This window comes from Nonomuraea sp. GTA35, assembly GCF_041950525.1.
Lineage (GTDB): Bacteria > Actinomycetota > Actinomycetes > Streptosporangiales > Streptosporangiaceae > Nonomuraea.
The window spans coordinates 214,118-230,405 of the sequence record NZ_JBGNUV010000013.1 but is presented as its reverse complement, the minus strand read 5'-3'; the positions used below and the strand labels follow the sequence as shown (position 1 = coordinate 230,405).

General features: G+C 73.1%; 18 protein-coding genes. 7 read left to right on the top strand and 11 right to left on the bottom strand.

Annotation, left to right across the window (positions count from 1 at the left end; translation table 11 throughout):
- Window positions 1-24: 24 nt before the first annotated feature.
- Window positions 25-1,881, bottom strand: coding sequence for a DUF2264 domain-containing protein (locus ACBJ32_RS43830; protein ID WP_375131860.1), 1,857 nt, complete (start codon window positions 1,879-1,881; stop codon window positions 25-27).
- Between the two features lie 175 nt (window positions 1,882-2,056).
- On the opposite strand from ACBJ32_RS43830, the gene ACBJ32_RS43825 reads away from it, so the two are divergent.
- Window positions 2,057-3,136: a LacI family DNA-binding transcriptional regulator gene (locus tag ACBJ32_RS43825; protein WP_357877912.1), complete on the top strand. Its 1,080-nt coding sequence runs from the start codon at window positions 2,057-2,059 to the stop codon at window positions 3,134-3,136.
- Between the two features lie 43 nt (window positions 3,137-3,179).
- Here the strand turns inward: ACBJ32_RS43825 and ACBJ32_RS43820 are convergent, their stop codons facing one another.
- Both ACBJ32_RS43820 and ACBJ32_RS43815 read right to left on the bottom strand, forming a co-directional pair.
- Complete coding sequence (locus ACBJ32_RS43820) at window positions 3,180-3,782, bottom strand: SH3 domain-containing protein (protein ID WP_375131859.1); 603 nt, start codon at window positions 3,780-3,782, stop codon at window positions 3,180-3,182.
- Between the two features lie 115 nt (window positions 3,783-3,897).
- Window positions 3,898-4,869, bottom strand: a complete 972-nt coding sequence (locus ACBJ32_RS43815; protein WP_375131858.1) for an alpha/beta fold hydrolase — start codon at window positions 4,867-4,869, stop codon at window positions 3,898-3,900.
- Window positions 4,870-4,968: 99 nt separating this feature from the next.
- Here ACBJ32_RS43815 and ACBJ32_RS43810 point away from each other — a divergent pair, with 99 nt between their 5' ends.
- A complete protein-coding gene (locus ACBJ32_RS43810; protein ID WP_375131856.1) occupies window positions 4,969-5,577 on the top strand; it encodes a CGNR zinc finger domain-containing protein in 609 nt (202 codons plus the stop codon).
- Window positions 5,578-5,818: 241 nt separating this feature from the next.
- On the opposite strand, the gene ACBJ32_RS43805 is transcribed toward ACBJ32_RS43810, so the two are convergent.
- The 4 genes from ACBJ32_RS43805 to ACBJ32_RS43790 form a co-directional block, all read right to left on the bottom strand.
- Complete coding sequence (locus tag ACBJ32_RS43805) at window positions 5,819-6,136, bottom strand: hypothetical protein (protein ID WP_357877924.1); 318 nt, start codon at window positions 6,134-6,136, stop codon at window positions 5,819-5,821.
- A 225-nt stretch (window positions 6,137-6,361) separates the two neighbouring features.
- Window positions 6,362-7,579, bottom strand: coding sequence for a winged helix-turn-helix domain-containing protein (locus ACBJ32_RS43800; RefSeq protein WP_375131854.1), 1,218 nt, complete (start codon window positions 7,577-7,579; stop codon window positions 6,362-6,364).
- Between the two features lie 181 nt (window positions 7,580-7,760).
- On the bottom strand, window positions 7,761-9,053 hold the full coding sequence (locus ACBJ32_RS43795; RefSeq protein WP_375131852.1) for an alpha/beta hydrolase domain-containing protein: 1,293 nt from the start codon (window positions 9,051-9,053) through the stop codon (window positions 7,761-7,763).
- Window positions 9,054-9,305: 252 nt separating this feature from the next.
- The gene (locus ACBJ32_RS43790) at window positions 9,306-9,944 is read right to left on the bottom strand and encodes a TetR/AcrR family transcriptional regulator (protein WP_375131851.1); all 639 of its coding nucleotides are present in this window, start codon (window positions 9,942-9,944) and stop codon (window positions 9,306-9,308) included.
- Between the two features lie 136 nt (window positions 9,945-10,080).
- Here ACBJ32_RS43790 and ACBJ32_RS43785 point away from each other — a divergent pair, with 136 nt between their 5' ends.
- The 3 genes from ACBJ32_RS43785 to ACBJ32_RS43775 all read left to right on the top strand — a co-directional run bounded on the left by ACBJ32_RS43785 (window position 10,081) and on the right by ACBJ32_RS43775 (window position 12,893).
- Entirely contained in the window at window positions 10,081-11,262 is a 1,182-nt protein-coding gene (locus ACBJ32_RS43785; protein ID WP_375131850.1) for an NAD(P)/FAD-dependent oxidoreductase, read from the top strand.
- Between the two features lie 196 nt (window positions 11,263-11,458).
- Window positions 11,459-12,670: a cytochrome P450 gene (locus ACBJ32_RS43780; protein WP_375131849.1), complete on the top strand. Its 1,212-nt coding sequence runs from the start codon at window positions 11,459-11,461 to the stop codon at window positions 12,668-12,670.
- Window positions 12,671-12,698: 28 nt separating this feature from the next.
- Complete coding sequence (locus tag ACBJ32_RS43775; protein ID WP_357877940.1) at window positions 12,699-12,893, top strand: ferredoxin; 195 nt, start codon at window positions 12,699-12,701, stop codon at window positions 12,891-12,893.
- Between the two features lie 51 nt (window positions 12,894-12,944).
- On the opposite strand, the gene ACBJ32_RS43770 is transcribed toward ACBJ32_RS43775, so the two are convergent.
- Complete coding sequence (locus tag ACBJ32_RS43770; RefSeq protein ID WP_375131848.1) at window positions 12,945-13,418, bottom strand: RrF2 family transcriptional regulator; 474 nt, start codon at window positions 13,416-13,418, stop codon at window positions 12,945-12,947.
- Between the two features lie 84 nt (window positions 13,419-13,502).
- Between ACBJ32_RS43770 and ACBJ32_RS43765 the strand changes: the two genes are divergently transcribed.
- Together ACBJ32_RS43765 and ACBJ32_RS43760 are read left to right on the top strand one after the other, a co-directional pair.
- Complete coding sequence (locus ACBJ32_RS43765) at window positions 13,503-14,246, top strand: SDR family oxidoreductase (protein ID WP_375131847.1); 744 nt, start codon at window positions 13,503-13,505, stop codon at window positions 14,244-14,246.
- Window positions 14,247-14,276: 30 nt separating this feature from the next.
- Complete coding sequence (locus ACBJ32_RS43760; RefSeq protein ID WP_375131846.1) at window positions 14,277-14,936, top strand: cyclase family protein; 660 nt, start codon at window positions 14,277-14,279, stop codon at window positions 14,934-14,936.
- Window positions 14,937-14,939: 3 nt separating this feature from the next.
- On the opposite strand, the gene ACBJ32_RS43755 is transcribed toward ACBJ32_RS43760, so the two are convergent.
- The 3 genes from ACBJ32_RS43755 to ACBJ32_RS43745 form a co-directional block, all read right to left on the bottom strand.
- Window positions 14,940-15,377 carry a hypothetical protein gene (locus ACBJ32_RS43755; protein WP_375131844.1) on the bottom strand — a complete coding sequence of 146 codons (438 nt, stop codon included), beginning with the start codon at window positions 15,375-15,377 and terminating at the stop codon, window positions 14,940-14,942.
- Window positions 15,378-15,526: 149 nt separating this feature from the next.
- Window positions 15,527-15,904 (bottom strand): DoxX family protein, encoded by a 378-nt coding sequence (locus ACBJ32_RS43750; protein WP_375131843.1) that lies wholly within the window; start codon window positions 15,902-15,904, stop codon window positions 15,527-15,529.
- Between the two features lie 32 nt (window positions 15,905-15,936).
- On the bottom strand, window positions 15,937-16,269 hold the full coding sequence (locus ACBJ32_RS43745; protein WP_375131842.1) for a DUF6968 family protein: 333 nt from the start codon (window positions 16,267-16,269) through the stop codon (window positions 15,937-15,939).
- Between the last annotated feature and the right edge of the window lie 19 nt (window positions 16,270-16,288).

Here is a 16,288-nt window from a genome sequence, read left to right as displayed (position 1 = left end):
GCCCGCCGGCAGTCACGCGGGCGTCTACGGGCGCCGCTCCGCGGGATCGTGCCGACGCGCCGCCGGAGCCTCCGCGCCCATGTCGACCGTCACCGTCCCGCCCCCGGGAAGGGACAGGACGACCACGTCCCCGGGCTCGACGCGCACGGCAGGCGCGGGCGGGTCCTGCTCCGACCTGGCCAGCCGGACGAGGCTGACGTAGAGCGCGGTGCCGCCCGGGTGGGACGCCGCGAAGGCGTACGGGGTGGCGGAGTGGTGGCCGAAGGCGTTGGCGCCCGCGGCCGTCACCAGGCCCGTGCCCGTGAAGCCGCTCAGGGCGCGCACGGCGCTGGTCAGCCCGTCCGGGCGGGCGGCGAGCGCCAGGCCGTCCTTCTGCCGGAGGGCGGGCGGTGCCGGGGCGGCGAGGGCGTGGCCGCCGTCCCGCACCTGGTGCCCGGCCGGGGCCGTGACGCGGTGGATCCTGATCTCCGCGGCGCCGTCCACGACGGAGGCGGTCACCACCCGTACGGGACCGTCCTGGTAGGCCGAGGCGGCGAAGCCGTCGGACACGGCGAGCGGCTCGATGAAGCGGCGCAGCGAGGCGGTGCCGTCGGGCGCGATGACGGTCACGTGGTTGTCCACGCCCCGCGCCCGCTCCCCCACCTCGGGGCCCGTGTGGCTGGTGTAGGCGAGCTTGGTGTAGTAGGGGTCGGGGGCGCCGTCCGGGGGCTGGACGCGGTCGCGGTCGCTGCCGTGGTTGACCAGGCGTACGACGCCGTCCGCGCTGGTGGTGTGCAGCAGCCAGCCGGGGGCGGGCATGGAAAGCGTCCGGTCGGCCGTCTCGACGGGCGCGGGCTCCTCCGGCGCCGTCCAGACCGGGTGTCCGGGCGGGAGCAGGAGGCCGAGGAACGCCTTGCTGGCCCAGTACGGCGACGCCGGCCCCGAGTAGGACTGCGCGATGGGCGGGAAGGGGTCGTACCAGCCGAGGGAGAGCAGGCCGCGCTCGTCCGGCGCGCCGCGCTCGGCGAAGTGGCGCAGCACCCGCCCGGCGATGCGCCGGGTCCGGCCGGGCGGCAGCGGCGAGGCGCCGGTGAGCGCGCCCAGCCACAGCGGCGCCACCGTCGCGAACCGGTACGTCAGCGAGCGCCCCTGGTGCACGGGCCCGCCGTCGGCGGCGAAGAAGTGCTGGTACTGCTCCAGGAAGCGGCGCAGCCGGCCGGCGTACAGCTCCCGCCTGGCCGTGTCGCCGCTCATCCTGGCCCACAGCGACGGGTACAGGTGCAGTGCCCAGCCGCAGTAGTAGTCGAAGTTCTTGCCCTTGCCGTCGGAGTACCAGCCGTCGCCGGCGTACCACTCCTCGATGCGCTCCAGCCCGCCGCTGATCTCGGCCGGTTCGTACGGCCCGCCCACGCCGGCCAGGAACTGCTCGACGATCACCCGGAACAGCACCCAGTTGTTCTCCGGCGTGCGCCGCCCCACGAACCCGGCCAGCCAGTCCACCACCCGCTCCTGCTGCGCGGGCGAGAGCCGGTCGAACAGCCAGGGCCGCGTCTCGTGCAGCGCCAGCGCGATCGAGGCCGCCTCGACGAGTTGCTGCGACATGTCGGTCAGCGCCGGCCACGCGTACGGGTGCGCCGGGTCGGTGCCGGCGGTCAGGCCGCTCGCGTACCGCTCCAGCAGCCCCGGCGGCACGTCGCCGCCCGCCCCCGCGATCCTGAACGCGGCCAGCATGAACGTGCGCGCGTACCCCTCGAGACCGTCGCTCACCGGCCCCGACCTGCTGGCCCTGCCGGGCAGGCGGTACTGGGCGAGACCGTCGGTCGCGTACGGCAGCACGGCGGCCAGCAGGTGGTCCGCCATGGCCTCCCAGTGTTCACGAGAGTGCTCTTCGGGCATCGACATAAAGCGGATACTAGGCCACCATGCCGGGAAAATGGAGAGCGTGGATGGCTTCGCATAGTAAGCGTTTCACTTACCGGCTCGGGTGAGGGAGGCCCTGAGGCGATTTGACACCGCGACCGCCGGGCGGAAACATGCCGTGTAAGCGGTTTACCCGGTTGTTTCACTGGGAGGTGGCATGGTCCGGCGTGCGGCGTCCGAAGGCGGGGAGCGGCGGCCGACGACGATCCGCGACGTGGCCGCGCACGCGGGGGTGTCCGTGGCCACGGTCTCCCGCATCCTGTCCGGCTCCTACCCCAGCGCCCCGGCCACCCGCAGCAAGGTGATGAAGGCGGTCCGCGAGCTCGACTACGTCGCCAACGCCAACGCCCGCAACCTCGCCGGGGCCAGCAGCCGCAGCGTCGCCATCATCGTCAACTCCGTCGTCTCCCCCCACTACGCCCACGTCGCCCAGGGGGTGCAGACGCAGGCCGCGCTCGAGGGCAAGCTGTGCATCGTCGGCACCACCGGCGGCGACCCGGAGCGCGAGCTGGCCACCGTCCAGCTCATGCGGCAGGAGCACGCCGAGTGCGTGATCCTCGTCGGCAACGTCGTCAACAACGACGCCTACCGCGAGCGCATGGCCGACTACGCCCGCGCGCTGGCGGCGGCCGGCTCGCAGCTCGTCCTGTGCGGCCGGCCCACACTGGGCCCCGACGTGCCCGCCTTGGTCGTCGAGTACGACAACACCGGCGGCGCCTACGCCATCACCAGCCACCTGCTCTCGGCGGGGCATCGGCGCATCCTGTTCCTCGGCCGGCACGAGGGTTACACCACCTCCGACAGCCGCATCACCGGCTACCGCAACGCGCTCGCCGACCACCGCGTCCCCCACGATCCGGGTCTGGAGGTCGACGGCACGATGGAGCGCAGCGAGGGCTACCGCATGATCCGGGAGCGGCTCGCGGCCGGGCCGCCCGACTTCACCGCCGTCTTCGCCGGCAACGACCTCATCGCCGCCGGCGCCCGCCAGGCCCTGCGCGAGCACGGGCTGCGGGTGCCCGACGACATCTCCATGGTCGGCTTCGACGACCTGCCACCCTCCGCCGACATCGACCTCACCACCGTGCACGTGCCGCACGAGGAGCTGGGCCGCACCGCCGTGCGCCTGGCGCTCGAACGCGGCCAGGACAAGGCGGCGCCGGGCCGGCACGTGCTGCTCGGCACGCACATCATCGTCCGCGACTCCGTGCGGCCGCTCCGGCCCGACCTGGGGTGAGAGCGGCGGCCACGGAACGGCCGCCGGTCCCGGCTCCGCGGGTTCAGCCGGGCTCCACGTCACCCAGCCAGACGTAGCCGTTGTCCACGTTCAGCCAGGCGCTCTCCGAGGTGCTCGGGCCGATGGCGTCGGCGACCTGCTGGACGACGTACGCGGCCGGGTAGCCGCTCGCCGCCTGCGCGGGCACGGGGGCGGAGGCGGCCATGTCGTCGCCGGTCAGCCCGCGGTACACGTCGTACGCCGCCGAGTCGCCGGGCATGTCGTCGCCGGCCGTCAGCTCGGCGATCTGGGCCGCCTCCTCCTCGGTCATCTCGACGTAGCCGGTCGTCTCGTCGTACTGCACCGGCTCGCCGTAGTCCATGCGGTCGACGACTTCGTAGGCGGGGCCGGGGCCGGCACGCACGGGCGCGCCCTCGGGGTCGGCCACGCGCAGGCCGTCGTCGTCGTCCGCCATCGGCTGGACGGCCTGGGTCCGCACCTGGCCTGCCCCCGCGTCATCCTGGGTCCGCACTTGCCCCGTGCCCACGTCATCCTGGGTCCGTACTGGCCCGGTACCGGCGTCGGCCTGCGCGGTCGCCGCCGCGCCGAGCAGGCCTGTCACACCTGCGGCGCCGGCGATGGCGAGCTTGGTGATGGTGGTCCGCATTGCGGGTACCCCCGAATCCTGCTTCCTCGCGACCGTTGCTCCCCGCGGAGAGCCGTCGCCTTGCAGTCACCTGTCGGGCTGCCCCGCGGGCGGGAAGCCGCATCCCGCCCCGGCGTCAAAACCGGCCCAACTCCCCCTGCGGCTCGTCGGCAACACCAGCCCCGGAAGCCGTCTCACCCAGGAAGGGCAGGAGGTGCCCGAGGAGGGCGTCGGGGCTCTCCTCGGGGACGTAGTGGCCGCAGCCGGGCAGGACGGCGGTGCTCAACCGCTCGGTCACGGAGGCGAGCAGGGCGCCGAGGCGTTCGCCCTGGCCGCGGGCGCCGGAGACCCCGAGGACCGGCATCGCGAGGGGGCGCTGCTTGCGGCGGGCGTTCTGGGCGATGTTGTCGTCCGTGGCCCGGTAGTAGTCGAAGCTGGCGCGCAGCGCTTCCGGATCGCGGGCGATGGTCTCGACGTAGAAGGCGACGGCCTCGGCGGGGAGCGAGCTGGCGGCCTTGAGCTGGAACTGGTCGCCGTAGTAGATGTGCTCCCGGCCGCGCACCAGCAGCTCGTTGACGGAACGCCGCCGGTTGAACGAGAAGTGCCAGAGCATGTCGTTCTGCGCCTCAGGGCCGAAGATCGGGATGTCGGGCGCGAGGCCGGGGATGGTGGCGTCGATCAGGACGAGGCGGTCGACGGCCGCCGGGTGGTCCGCGGCGAGGGCGTAGCCGATCCACATGCCCACGTCGTGGCCGGCCATGGCGAAGCGGTCGTGGCCCAGCGTGCGCATGAGGGCGACGAGCTCGGCCGCCACGGTGGCGGTGTCGTAGCCGCCGTGGGGCTTGTCGGAGCGTCCGACGCCGCGCGGGTCCACCGCGATGACGCGGAAGTGCTCGGCGAGGCGGGGCATGACGTGGCGCCACACGTACCAGTTCTGCGGCCAGCCGCCGACCAGGAGCAGGGGATGTCCGGCACCGCCCTGCACGGTGTGCAGGCGGACGTCGCCGACGCGGACCAGGGTGCTGTCGAAGACGTCCGCGAAGCCTTCGGGGAGCCAGGGGACGCCGGTCACCGTACCGAAGCCCGTGATGCGGTTGGAGTGGTTCACATGAACCTGTTTAGACGGTTCACTGGAGCCATGTCAACCTGCGCCCGGCGGGCCGGCCTTCCCCTAGAATGAACCACCATGACCGGTTCACCTGTTGGCATGAGCGCGGATCCGCGCGGCGCGGAGGGCTTCCGCCTGGGCAACGAGATCCTCGCCTTCCGCTTCGTCGCCACGCTTTCCGACCGGCGCGGCGATCCGGTGGAGCGCATCCCCACCCCGGAACGGCTGGGCGCCTGGCTGGCCGCCAACGGGCTCGGCGAGGCCGGTCCGCCGGTCTCCGAAGCCCTCCTCCGGGACGCCCGCGAACTACGCGAAGCCATCCACCGGGCCGGCACCGCCGTCGCCGGCGGGGGTGTGCCGGATCCCACCGACGAGGAACTGCTCAACCGGTGGAGCGCCCGTCACCGGGCCCGGCTCGTCCTCGACGGCGGGCGTGCGCGCTGGCGGCTCCCGGAGACCGATCCGGCACGGGCCGCGCTCGCGGTCGTCGCGCTCGACGCCATCGCGACGCTCGGGGGGCAGGGGGATGGCGTGATCAAGCGGTGCGAGCAGGCCACGTGCGGGGGCCTCTTCGTGGATACCAGCCGTGGTGGGCGGCGGCGGTGGTGCTCGATGGCGACATGCGGCAACAAGATGAAGAAGGCCAACCTCAGGTCAGCCAGGGCCAGGAGCGGCGAGACGCCCGCCCACAGGGGCGGCCACGCCTGAACGGCCCACACCCCACCCAGGCCGACACCTCAAGGGACAGCCCTCAGGTAACAGCCGCCTCACAGGACGCCCGCCTCAGGGGACGGCCCTCCCCACGGGACGAAAGTCGCAAGAGCGGGCCGGCCTCACCGGCGACGCCGCACGCGGAGACCGCCGCCTGAGGTGACGTCGCATGCGACCGGGACCACCGACCGTGACGGCAGCACCCGGTGACGCCATGCGGCAGGGCCGCCCCTGCCGATCAGCGCGGGCGGCTGAGGGCGGCCTCGGCCAGATCCGTCCACCTCTCGACCGAGGAGTGGGGCACGACCACCCAATCCTTCATCTCCCTGCCCTGCCCCGAGGGGTCGAACAGGGACGCACCGGCCAACTGGAGCGCGGCTGCGTGCTCAGGAGTATCCCTGACCAGCCGGAACACCATCGCGCCATCACGCTGCAGGCTCGCGAACACCTTGCCCGCCTGATCCTTGAGCGCGGGACTCCCCATCATCCTGGAGACCCGTACACCCAGATCGGCCAGTTCGGCGCCGACCTGCTTGAAGTCCTCTTCGGCACTCATCCTCAGTCGCCCCCGCACTTCACGGTGGCGTGGTCGAGCAACTCGTCATGGCCGGGCTCTTCCCGCGTGACACGATCGCCCGGCCCCGCCTTCCTTCAGAACGGCGATCAGGCTAGTCGTCCTGGCGGCACCGATCAAGGCCGCTACCGGCTGCCCGACCCCGCCCAGCGCACCGCCGGTCCGAGAGCACGACGGGCGGACGCGAGGCGCGGCCTCAGGTGTCCCTCACCCCGCGACGGCAGCCCGCCACGGCGTTGCCACCTTCTCGCCGTAGACGATCTCGCGGGCGCCGGCGAACGCGGCCAGGCCGGTGATCGCCTCCGTGACGGCCCGGACGGTGCTCGGGTCGGTGGTGGTGTCGCCCTCCGGGAACACGCCCTCGATCTCCAGCACCCCGCGCCGCCGGTCCACGCGCGGAACGAGCCGCCCGATCAGCCGTTCCCCGTGCAGGATCGGCATGATGTAGTGGCCGTACTGCCGCTTGTGCTTGGGGACGTACATCTCCGTGCGGAACGCGAAGCCCCAGAGGCGCTGGGTGCGTTCGCGGTCGCAGATGAGGTTGTCGAACGGTGACAGCAGCGTGGTGCGCGGCTGCCAGGCGTCGCGTTCCAGGAGTGCGAGCGCGTCGGCGTGCGCGTACCAGACCTCGTCGCCGCCCTCCACCGCGACCTGCACGACGCGGCCCGAGCGGCGCAGGGCCGAGAGCGCGCCGGCCAGGCCCGGGTAGCGGGCGCGGATGAAGTGGCGCTCGATGTCGGGGACGCGGGCCACGCCGAGGGCGCGCAGGGCGTGCTCGGCCGCTCGGGTCACCGCCTCCTCCTCGGAGAGCCGCTCGGCCTGCGCCCAGCCGGGGAGCCAGCGCTCCGTCAGGTCCCAGTGGCGGGTGCGGCCCTGACGGGCCGCCACCATGATGTGGCCCTGCGTCCACAGGAAGTCCAGCATGCGCTCGACGTTGCGGCCGTTGGTCCAGCCCGTCGACTTCCACGGCACGGCCGCCAGGTCCTCGAACGCACCCGGCGGGAGCGGGCCCTCCTCGCGCAGGCGGTCGAGCACGTGGCGGCGTAAGGCGTCGTTGGCCTCGATCCAGCCGCGCACCATGCGGGCGTAGTCGGACTCGCCCGTGGCGTAGCGGCGCATCATGAGGTGGTGGATCGGGTAGTCCTCGGCCAGCACGATCGAGGCGGCGTGGGCCCAGTACTCGAACAGCCAGCGCTCCCGCCACAGCAGCGCGTCGAGGTCGGCGGGGTCGTAGCGGCCGGCCCGGCTCCAGAGCACGAGCAGGTGGCTGCGGGCCACCGCGCTGACCGGGTCGAGTTGCAGGCAGCGCAGGCTGCGCAGGATGGCGCGCAGGCCCTCGAGGTCGGCGCCGGGGCGCGGGCCGGCCAGGTGCTGGCACATCACGGCCAGCCGCCGTGCCGACTCCAGGGTGAGGGTGGGGGCCACGAGGCAGGAGCGTAATCGAAAAGACGTTCGACGGCAAAGCGGGGTCGGGTCTCGGCGCTGGATGGGAGGGCCGGTCAGGGGGACGGTGGTGGTGCTGGAGGGCGTCAACGGCATCGCGGCGACACCGAGCGGCTGCGGCTGCTGTTCGGCGGTCGTCGGGCCGAGGTTCCTGCGATGACGTTCACGGCCTGGTGTCGATGAGGTTCTGGCGGGCGTCGCCGGGGAGCAGGTAACCGGCCCTGACGTTGTGGGCGTCCGCGCGGACGACCGCCGCCACGTAGTGGCTGTGCGTCGGGTACAGCCGGTCGAGCTGCGCCCGGTCGAACGGGATGTGCGTGCCGAACAGCACGCAGAACGTCTCCCCCGAGTTGTCGCCCGTGTTCAGCGCGGTGGGCGCCGCCACCTGCGACAGCCGGATGCCGCCGCGCGCCAGCCCCAGTTCGTCGCGGGCCTTGGTGCCGTCGGCGGCGAACTCCAGCGGCGGCGCGGTGGGCGGCGCGGCGCCACGCCGGGCCCAGCGGGTCAGCTGGTCGTAGGCGGCGGCCAGGACGTGGTGCAGGGGGACGCGGCTGAACGGCGGCCTGGCGCACGTGTACGTCGGCGGGGCGCCGAGGTCGCGGGCGAGCAGCGGGACGCGGGCGCTGTAGCCGTGCCATCCGGAGTGCGCGCTGCCGGCCACCTCCCAGCGGCGGAACCGCTCGGTGTCCGTCGGACGCACGGGCGAGCGCACGTCGGTCTCCGACAGCACCTGGAAGACCGGCTCCGCGCCGGCGCGGGTGGGGGCGGGGCCGACGATCTGGCCGTACCCGTCGAAGACGCTCTCGATGTGCGGCAGCACGGCGTCGTAGTAGACGGTCAGCCGGCCTGCCGACTGCGAGGCGCCGACGGCCAGCACGGTGTCGGCCCGCAGGCGGCCCAGGAGGGCGGGCCGGGCCGATGCCCTGATGGCCTTGGCCGCCTGGGAGAACACGTCGTAGGAGAGCTGGTCGGTCATGTAGAGGCCGCCGCCGGTGACGTCGAGGGTGCCGTAGCGGGCGGGGCTCCACTGGCGGAGCTGGTTCACGCCCACGCGCTGGGCGGAGACGCCGACCCACGCGTACCCGGCGCGGGTGAGCTGCTCGGTGCTCCAGAGGGCGTCCAGGTCGTAGCCTGCGGTGACGTTCTGCCACTCCATCAGCACGGTTCCGTTGAACGTGGCCTGGCTCGCCGGGCGGCGGACGATCACCCTGGTCCGGTACGGCACGTCGGCGGCGAGCAGCTCGCCCGTGGCGCTGTAGGCGTCGGCGTTGCCCGACAGGTGGAACTCCTGCTCGACGTAGCCGAGCGCGCGCAGGTCGGCGTCGGTGGCCAGCCACGGGTAGGTCTCCGGCAGCTCCGGAGAGGTGGGGTCACCCGGCGGAGCCCCTGGCAGCGGGCCCTCGACCCGCGGGACGTCGACCGCGGTCGAAGCGGTCGAAGCGGTCGAGGTGGTCACAGCCTGCGCCGCCGGAGCAGCGGAAACAGCTGTAGCCGCCGAAGCCGCTGAAGCAGCCGAAGCGGGAAGCAGGCTCGCGGCGAGCAGTGCCGCGCCCGCGATCCGTACCGTCCTGGGGAATGGCGCCATCGCGCGATCTCCTTCCGGGGCCCAGGGAGCCGGCCGCACCGGGCACTCTCCCTCCCGGCCACCGGCCCCGCCCGATGCTCCCCCGCCCGCCGGCTTCGCGCATCGGCACAATCACCGGCGCGATCAGGAAGGCGGGGTCGCGTCCATGCGGTAGAGGGAGTGGAACAGCGGCCAGGTCAGGGCGGCCATCTCGGCCGGAGGACGGGGGCAGCCGCTCCGCAGCCACTCGGCGGCCACGCCGATGAGCGCCCCCGCCGTGAACGCCGCGGGCACGTCCAGCGGCAGGTCCAGCACCGCCCTGGCGCGCTCGGGCACGCCGGCGCTGTCGATGGCCTCCTGGAGGCGCTCCTGGATGGCCGCCGTGCTGCGGTGGCGGATGTGGTCGGCCACGCGCGCGCTGCCCTGCGGCCCCAGCAGCGCGCGGTAGAGCCCGGCGTGCTCGGCGAGGCTGGCGAAGAACGCCTCCAGCGACTGGGTGGCCTCCTCTGCGGGGTCGGCCACGTTGAAGTCGCCCGGCAGCGCCTCGATCAGGTTGTCGATCATCGCCGTGCAGGCGGCCTCGGCCAGCTCGTGCACGTCGCGGTAGTGGTCGTAGAAGGTCGAGCGGCTCACCCCGGCGAGCTCGGCCACGTCGGCGACGGTGATCCGGGACAGGTCCTGCTCCTCCACGAGCTGGAGCAGCGCCCGCGCCAGGGCCGCCTGGGTGCGGCGCACGCGCCGGTCGCCCGGGGTGGAGGTGCTGCTTGCTCTGCTCGTTGCCACGTCTTCACCCTACCGTCTACCTACATGTGCAGGTTTTCCTACAGATGTAGGGTAATCTGTGGGCGACACGAGGGAAAGGACTACGTCACATGCGGATTCCTGCAGGTAGGGCCACCTCTCGCCGGAGCGGGGCGGCGTGACCCCGTCCGGCAGCGTCCTGATCGTCGGCGCCTCGGCCGCCGGCCTGAGCACGGCCGAGGCGCTGCGGCGCCAGGGCCACCAGGGGCGGCTCACGCTCCTCGACGCCGAGCCGCACCTCCCCTACGACCGTCCGCCGCTGTCGAAGCAGGTCCTGGCCGGCGACTGGGAGCCGGGCCGGGCCCAGCTCCGTACGCAGGCGCAGCTCGATGCGCTGGACGCGGAGTTCGTCCGGGGCGAGCCGGCCGTCTCCCTCGACGCCGCCGCCCGCGAGGTGCGCACGGCCACCGGCCGGGTGCTGCGCGGCGACGCCGTCGTCATCGCCACGGGGCTGACGCCGTGCCGCCTCCCGGGGCAGCCAGGGCTGGCGGGGGTGCACGAGCTGCGCGGCCTGGACGACGCGCTCACCCTGCGCGCCCACCTGACCGCCGCCAGGCGGCTGGTGGTCGTGGGCGAGGGCGTGCTGGGCGGCGAGGTCGCCGCGACGGCCCGCAAGCTGGGCCTCGACGTCACGCTCGTCGGCCTCGGCCCGGCGATCCTCGCCGACCAGCTCGGCGGCCCGGCAGCCGAGCTGCTCACCCGAACGCACGTGGAACGGGGGGTGGTGCTGCGGCTCGGCGTCGCGGTCGAGGAGCTGACCTCGGCCGGCGGGCGGGTCACCGGCGTACGGCTGGCCACCGGCGAGCTGCTGCCCGCCGACGCGGTCGTGGTGGCCATCGGCTCGCGACCGGCGACCGGCTGGCTGGCGGGCAGCGGGCTTTCGCTCGGCGACGGCGTGGAGTGCGACTCCCGCTGCCGCGCCGCCGAAGGTGTCTACGCCGTCGGCGACGTGGCGTCCTGGTGGCACGAGGGGCTCGGCAGGCGGCTGCGCCTGGAGAACCGCACCAACGCCACCGAGCAGGCCCAGGTGGTGGCCGCCAACGTGCTCGGCGCCGACCGCGCGTACGAACCGATCCCGTACTTCTGGACCGACCAGTACGACATCAAGATCCAGGCCCACGGCCTGCCGTCGGCGGCGGCCGAGGTGAGCATCGCGGAAGGCGACCCGGAGCAGGGCCGCTTCGCCGCGCTCTACCGGGAGAACGGCCAGGTCACCGGCGTGCTCGGCTGGAACATGCCGAAGCAGGCCCGCGTACTGAGACAGCAGCACCTCACCGCCCGGCCCGTCACCACCGCGTGACTGCCGCACCTCGCCACCTGGCCGTCACCACCGGGTGACAGCCGCACCTCGCCATCCAGCCGTCACCACCGCGTGACGGCAGCCCCGCGCCACCCCGGCCCGTCACCACCGCGCGACAGGCCAACACCAGCGATCCAGGCATGACACGAGCCGCCCGGGGGGCGGCCGAACGATCCGCGCACGAGGAGAATGCCGAATGAGTGTGAACGAGCAGGTCCTGAGCTATCCGATCCCCAACGACGCGGCGCTGGACCCGCCCGCGGAGTGGGCCGAGCTGCGCAGCGGTTGCCCGGTGGCCCACGTGAAGCTGCCCAGCGGCGACTCGGCCAAGCTGATCACCCGCTACGAGGACGTCAAGCAGGTGCTGGCCGACCCGCGCTTCACCCGCCAGCTCACCGCCCCCGACGCGGCCCGGCTGACGGCCGACGGCACGGGGGTGTTCAACAGCGCCCTGGCCGAGATCATCCCGGACAGCGGCGACGGGCACCTGCACTGGCGGCGCCTGGTCGGCAAGTGGTTCACGGCCAAGCGCATGGCCGCCATGCGGCCCCAGATGGCGCAGATCGCCGAGGACCTCATCGACGACCTGGTCAAGCGGGGCGCCCCCGGTGACCTGCGGGCGACGCTGGGGTTCCCGCTGCCGGTGTACGTGATCTGCGACATGCTCGGCGTGCCGGCCGAGGACCGGGACAGGTTCTCGTACTGGTCGGACACGCTGCTCAACCTGACCCGCTACAGCAAGGAGGAGATCGACGCCGCCCAGGCCGAGTTCTTCCAGTACATGTCCGACCTCATCGACGCCAAGCGCGCCGAGCCGGGCGAGGACCTGCTGAGCGAGCTGCTGGCGGCCGGCGGCCCCGACGACGGCGGGCTGGCCGACCTCCAGATCATCGTCACCGGCATGGCGCTGCTGGTCGCGGGGCACGAGACCACCGCCAACATGATCGGCAAGATGGTCTCCATGCTCCTGGCCGACCGCACCCGCTGGGAGGCGCTGCTGGCCGACCCGTCGCTGATCCGCGGCGCCGTCGAGGAGACGCTGCGCCTGGACGCCAACTCCGGCTTCGGCCTGCCCCGCTACCTGCCCGTGGAGGCGGAGATCGGCGGCGAGAACCTGCCCAAGGGCACGACGGTGATCTGCAGCATGGCCGCGGCCAACCGCGACGAGAACGCCTTCGAGGGCGCGGCCGAGATGGACCTGACCCGCAGCCCGAACCCGCACCTGGCCTTCGGCTCCGGCGCCCACTCCTGCCTGGGCCAGTCGCTGGCCCGTACCGAGCTGCAGGTCGTGCTGGAGGTGCTGCTGCGCAGGCTGCCGACGCTGGAGCTGGCGGTGCCGGTGGCGGAGCTGGAGCGGGTGGAGGGGCTGGCGGTCGGCGGCCTGCGTACGGTGCCGGTCCGCTGGTGACAGCGATCAACGAGGAGGGAATGCGGATATGAAGGTCACCGTCGACGAGGACAAGTGCTGCGGCGCCGGCTCGTGCGTGCTGATCGCGCCCGAGGTGTTCGACCAGCGCGAGGATGACGGCATCGTGATCCTGCTGAACGCCGAGCCGGGCGAGGACCAGCACGCGGCGGTCCGAGAGTCCGCCGCGGTCTGCCCGGGCGCCGCCATCGAGGTGCGCGAGTAGTAACCCCTGAAGACCTGGGCGCACGTGCGAACGGCCGCACGTGCGCCCTCGTCATGTCCTGCCGGTGAGGCGGGACCTGGTGCGCTCCGGCGCGTGCGCGGACAGCTCGGCGAGGATGTCGGCGAGCGAGACGTCGGCGAGGCTGGCCCGCCACGCCCGGTGCGCGCCGGCCATCTTCTCCGCCAGGACGCAGATGCTCCGGCACTCCTCGGGCGGCAGCGCGCCCCGCCCCTGCCGGCGGATCTCGCGGCACTCGTACGGCGTCGACGCGCCGTCCACCGCCTCGACGATCTGCAAGAGCGTGATCTCGGAAGCCGCCCGCGCCAGCCGGAACCCGCCCCTCGGCCCGGTCGTCGCCGACAGCACCCCGGCCCGGACGAGCGCCTGGAGCTGTTTGGCCAGGTAGGGGGCGGGGAGGTCGTAGTAGTCGGCGAGCTGGGCCGCCGACGCGGTGGCGCCCGGCTCGAGCTGGGCCAGCGACGTCGCGCAGTGCAACAGCCATTCGGTACTCACGGGCAGCTTCACGATCGACAGCATATCGCGGATATTGCGGATCTATTTAGTCCGAGATACGGTCGAGGCGATACGAGATTCGAGAAGGAGATCATCATGAGGATCGCCGTCGCCGGCGCCACCGGGAACATCGGAGCCCTCACCACCGCCGCCCTCGAACGGGACGGCCATGACGTGGTGCGCATCAGCCGCTCCCTCGGCGTGGACCTCGTGACCGGCGAGGGGCTCGACGCCGCGCTCGCCGGAGTGGACGCGGTGGTGGACGCGATCAACGGCCAGGGAGCATCCCCCGAGGAGACGGTGGCCTACTTCGCCGCCACCACGCGCAACCTGCTCGACGCCGAGGCGCGGGCCGGCGTGCGCCACCACGTGCTGCTGTCGATCGTGGGGTTGCGGCGGGTGGTGGGCAACGCCCACTACGCCGGCAAGCGCGAGCAGGAACGCCTGGTGGAGGCGGGCCCGGTGCCGTGGACGATCGTGCCGGCGACGCAGTTCCACGACTTCGCCGCGATGGTGGCGAGCTGGACGGAGCAGGACGGCGTGGCCACGATCGCGCCGCTGCTCGTGCAGCCGATCGCGCCGGCCGACGTGGCCGAGGTGCTGGCCGAGGTCGCGGTGGGCGACCCGAAGGGACGCTACGCCGACGTCGCCGGGCCCGAGCCGCAGGACCTGGTGGACATGGCCCGCCGCACGCATCAGGCGCGCGGGCGCGAGGTGAAGCTGGTGCCGGCGTGGTCGACGATGTTCGGCCCGGAGATGGCCGGCAACGCGCTGCTGCCCGGCGAGGGCGCCCGCATCGCGCCGACCACCTTCGAGGAGTGGCTCGCCCAGCAGCGATAGGCTCGGGGCGTCGAGCACGGAGGGGCCGGGATGAACGAGCTGGTGGATCTGTCGCATGTCGTCGAGCACGGCATGATCACCTACCCGGGGCTGCCCGGGCCCGAGATCGCCGACCACGTCTCCAGGGAGGCGTCGCGCGGCAGGTACGCCCCCGGCACGGAGTTCCAGATCGGCCGCATCGGCATGGTGGCGAACACCGGCACCTACCTCGACGCGCCGTTCCACCGCTACGCGGACGGCCACGACCTGAGCGAGCTGCCCCTGTCGAAGCTGGTGAACCTGGAGGGGGTGCTGGTCTCCGCCGGGGATCCGCGGGCGATCGGGCGCGAGGCGTTCGACAAGCACGAGGTGCGCGGCAGGGCGGTGCTGGTGCACACGGGCTGGGACCGGCACTGGCGCACGGAGCGGTACGGCCACCCGTCGCACCCGTTCCTGACCTCGGACGCCGTCGAATGGCTGGTGGAGCAGGGGGCCGCCCTCGTGGGCATCGACTCGGTGAACATCGACGACGTCGGCGACCCCTCCCGCCCGGCCCACACGAAGCTGCTGGCCGCCGGCATCCCGGTGGTGGAGCACCTGACCGGGCTGGAGCGGCTGGCGGGACGCCCGTTCGCCTTCCACGCCGCCCCGCCCGCCGTCCGGGGCATGGGCACCTTCACCGTGCGGGCGTACGCGGTGCTGCGCGGCTGACCCTCAGAAGTACTGCTTGACGCGGAACTCGCGGACGAGGAGCGGGGCCGAGGCGCGGCCGAGTACCTTGACCTTCCTGAGGTGGGTGGCCTTGTCGATGGTCACCTTGACGCACTTCATGCGCACCTCGTGGTGCCCGGGCGGCGCGTAGCGGGAGATGATGACGCCCCGCCTGCCGAAGCCCCGCCCCGAGAGCCCCACGCCGACCTCGCGGTAGGCGCGCCAGGAGCCCTTCAGCGGGAACGCGGTGGAGCCGACGATCGCGTGGTTCGACTCGTCGGGGCAGTGCAGGAGCACCCGGATGACGTCGTTCTGGTGGGGCGCGTACGGCGTGACGAAGAAGGACGTGAGCTTGCGCCACGGCGGCGTCCCGGCGTGGGCGGTCGCGGGGGTGGCGAGGACGAGGACGGCCGCCGCCGCCATGCCGACGATGGCCCGCATTCGCCCTCCCCGCACGCTGTGACCTGGCCTTTTCCCATTGTGACCAGGTCGCCGCCGACGAGCGTGACGCCACGCCGCGTCCGGTCCGCTGCGGGGTCCGCGGCGGCGGGCGTCGAGCTTGGGGACGGGAGGAAGCGTCACGGGTTCCTTCATACTCCGAGCAGGAACGCGCCCACCACCGGAGCCAGGTAGAGCAGCGGGAACGGCAGGTGGGCGTACGAGCGGGCCCGGGCCACGGTGACGACCGCGCCCGTGAAGTAGACCACCAGGCCGATCGTGGCCAGGACGCCGATCACCGGCACGAACAGCCCGGCCAGCAGCCCCAGCGACCCGGCGGCCTTGGCGGCGCCCAGCCACGGCCACCAGCGGCGGGCGACGCCGTACTCGGCCAGGGGCTCCACGACCCACTTGGCGCGGATGAAGACCGACAGGGCCGAGAAGCCCACCCAGAGGGCGGCCAGGACGGTGACGACGGTGTAGGCGATGTTCATCGGGTGCTCCTTCATGGTGCGGTTCGAGGTCTTCATCGCCTTGACCCCCGGCGCCGCGGAAGTGTGACTCAGCGGCGCGGGACGATTTCCAGGCCGAGATCCGGCTGTCCCAGCCAGTCGAGACGGACGTCCGCGGCCGCCGCCCGCTCGTCCAGCTTCAGCCGCACCTTGTACACGCTCAGCAGGAGGGCCTGCAGCGAGTCCACGCCGAACGACGCGCCCACGCCCTCCTCACCCAGGCCGACGATCTGGTGGGGGCAGCACCAGTCGCCGTTCGCGCTCAGCTCGTCGGGGCGCGGCCTGCCGAACCTGACCGTCACCCGGGTGCGGGCGCCGTCCGTGGTCACGGCCTCGAGCTGCCGTTCCGCCATGATCTCGCCGAGCTCGTACGTCATCGCCATGGTCATCAGTCTGACCGAG